Origin of the sequence: Shinella granuli (genome assembly GCF_004341885.1) — a bacterium.
GTDB lineage: Bacteria > Pseudomonadota > Alphaproteobacteria > Rhizobiales > Rhizobiaceae > Shinella > Shinella granuli.
In genome coordinates, this window is record NZ_SLVX01000079.1 from 1 (window position 1) to 2,834 (window position 2,834).

General features: G+C 62.7%; 3 protein-coding genes and 1 pseudogene. All 4 read left to right on the forward strand.

What is annotated here, in order from left to right; all coding sequences use genetic code 11:
- Nucleotides 1–96: 96 nt before the first annotated feature.
- Nucleotides 97–468, forward strand: a complete 372-nt coding sequence (gene tnpA / locus EV665_RS33400; protein WP_380688515.1) for an IS66-like element accessory protein TnpA — start codon at nt 97–99, stop codon at nt 466–468.
- Nucleotides 465–815, forward strand: coding sequence for an IS66 family insertion sequence element accessory protein TnpB (gene tnpB, locus EV665_RS31945; protein WP_064334793.1), 351 nt, complete (start codon nt 465–467; stop codon nt 813–815). Before tnpA ends, tnpB begins: the two co-directional genes overlap by 4 nt.
- A gap of 59 nt (nt 816–874) precedes the next feature.
- Complete coding sequence (gene tnpC, locus EV665_RS31950) at nt 875–2,509, forward strand: IS66 family transposase (protein WP_133037257.1); 1,635 nt, start codon at nt 875–877, stop codon at nt 2,507–2,509.
- Nucleotides 2,509–2,807, forward strand: a pseudogene (locus EV665_RS31955) (hypothetical protein). The gene tnpC and the pseudogene EV665_RS31955 overlap by 1 nt, the downstream one beginning before the upstream one ends.
- Nucleotides 2,808–2,834: the final 27 nt, after the last annotated feature.

The window sequence follows — 2,834 nt, forward strand, 5'->3', positions numbered from 1 at the left end:
GTATCCCTCCGCCGAAGGCCGTCTGCCCTGACTTGCTGATTGTCGTTAAGTCCATGGCTTATGTCATGCGCTACAATCATTTCCCCGATTGAGGTTTTGTCCGCCGATGATCTTGGCCGCCGGCGGGATTGGTCGGACGAGGAGAAGGTCCGGATTGTCGAGGAGAGCCTGCAAGGTTTTCGGCAGGGCTCGGTGACGGCACGGCGATATGGACTGTCGCGGTCATTGTTGACCCGCTGGCGTCGGGAATACCGTAGTGGCCTTCTGAGCGGTTCCGCTCCAACGGGCTTCGTGCCACTTTCGATTTCGCCGCCAGCGGCGGCATCTTGCGAGGTAGGCCCACCTCTCCGATCTGAGGACAACAAGACGATCGAGATCGCGCTGCCGAACGGGCGACGGCTGACGATTCCGGCCTCGCTTGATCCGACGATCCTCGCGCGCCTGCTGCCGGTTCTGGACACGCCATGATCGCCTTTCCGGCCGGGGTGAAGGTGTGGATCGCGGGCGGCGTGACGGATATGCGTTGCGGTATGAACAGCCTGGCGCTGAAGGTTCAGCAAGGTCTTGGCCGCGATCCTCATGGCGGCGAAGTCTTCTGCTTCCGAGGTCGCAAGGGTGACCTGATCAAGGTCCTGTGGCATGACGGCGTCGGCATGTCGCTCTACATAAAGCGCCTTGAGGCGGGCAAGTTCATCTGGCCGGTCAGCGAGAATGGCTCCGCCGTTCCGGTCTCGGCGGCACAGTTGGGATATCTCCTGGAAGGGATCGATTGGCGCAATCCTCGCTGGACGCAACGGCCTGCGGCGGCAGGCTGATCTCTATCATTCCTCTGTTTTTGTTGGGCTTTCAGCATATGACATGGTAGCTTTCGGCCATGGATGATGCTGCTTCGGAGATAGCCAGATTACGCGCCGCGCTTGCAGCATCGGAAGCGCGTGCCGCCTCCGCCGAGGCCGATCTCGCGCAGGTGCGCGCCGTTGTGACGACCTCCGAGGCGATGATCCGGCACCTCAAGCTTGAGATCGCCAAAATGCGCCGCGAGCAGTACGGCCAGAGTTCGGAACGGCGCGCCCGACTGATCGACCAGATGGAATTGCAGCTCGAAGAACTCGAGGCCGACGCCACCGAGGACGAGATCGCCGCGGAACGCGTGGCAGCGAAGATCACGAATGTCTCCGCCTTCGAACGCCGCCGGCCAGCCCGTAAGCCGTTTCCCGAGCACTTGCCGCGCGAACGCGTGATCGTCGAGGCTCCGGCGCACTGCGCCTGTTGCGGCTCGGCCCGGATCGTGAAGATGGGCGAAGACATCACCGAGACGTTGGAGGCGATTCCGCGCCAGTGGAAGGTGATCCAGACGGTGCGCGAGAAGTTCACCTGCCGGGACTGCGAGAAGATCAGCCAGCCACCGGCACCTTTCCATGCGACCCCGCGTGGATGGGCGGGACCGAACTTGCTGGCAACGATCCTGTTCGAGAAGTTCGGCCAACATCAGCCATTGAACCGCCAGGCTGAACGCTACGCCAGGGAAGGTGTTGATCTCAGCCTCTCCACGCTGGCCGATCAGGTCGGAGCCTGCGCGACGGTGCTACAGCCGATTCATGATCTGATCCGCGCCCATGTGCTGGCCGCCGGCCGGCTGCATGGCGACGACACAACCGTGCCGCTGCTGGCCAAAGGTGCAACGCGGCAGGCAAGATTATGGACTTACGTCCGCGACGACCGCCCCTTCGCGGGCGGCGCGCCTCCCGCGGCGCTCTTCCACTTCTCACCCGATCGCGAGAAGACCCATCCCAACAGGCACCTCGTGGGGTGGCATGGCACTCTCCAAGCCGATGCCTATGGTGGCTACAACGACCTCTACCGTGCGGACCGCGGCCCTGCGCCGGTCAAAAGCGCACTCTGCTGGAGCCATGCCAGGCGCAAGTTCTTCGAACTGGCCGACATCGCCGGCAACGTGCGCAAGGGCAAGCCTGCCCACGAGATATCGCCCGTCGCACTTGAGGCCGTCGCCCGCATTGACGCGCTCTTCGAGATCGAGCGCGGCATAAACGGCATGTCCGTCGAGGAACGTCTCGCGGCGCGGCAGCAGCATGCTCGCCCGCGCGTCGAGGAATTGCATCAATGGCTCATGGCCCAGCGTTCCCAGATGTCCAAGCACAATCCCGTCGCCAAGGCGATCAACTACATGTTCGACAAGGAGGGCCGCTGGGACGCCTTCACCCGCTTCCTCGACGACGGCAGCCTTTGCCTTTCGAACAATGCCGCCGAACGCGCCCTGCGCGGCATTGCTCTGGGAAGAAAGGCATGGCTATTCGCCGGTTCACAGCGCGGAGGCGAACGTGCTGCCTTCATGTATTCCCTGATCGTCTCGGCAAAGATGAACGATATCGATCCGCAGGCCTGGCTGGCGGACGTGCTCGCCCGCATGCCCAGCCTTCCAGTATCAAGGCTGCCGGAACTATTGCCGTGGAACTGGTCCGCCGGAAGCGCCCGGCAGGTGGCGGCCTGATGGCGCGCCCGACGCATGTCTACACGATCGAATACGTCGCCACGCTGATCAGCGAGAACCTCGAACTCATCGAGGAAGTCGCCAGAAACTCCGACAACATCGACTACGGCGAGATGATCCATGCCTATGACGGGACCGAGGAAGGCGTCACCACCTTCACGGAACGCGGTGTCGAGAGCTTGAAGGAGTTCCTCGCCGACGTCCGCACCTGGGAGTGCGGCGTCCGGCAATTCCTCGTCGACGAGCAATGTGACCCGGAAGTCATCAAACCATCATGGCAGACGAGCCGAAATCATAAACCCCGCGGCCTTCGCCGGATGGATAC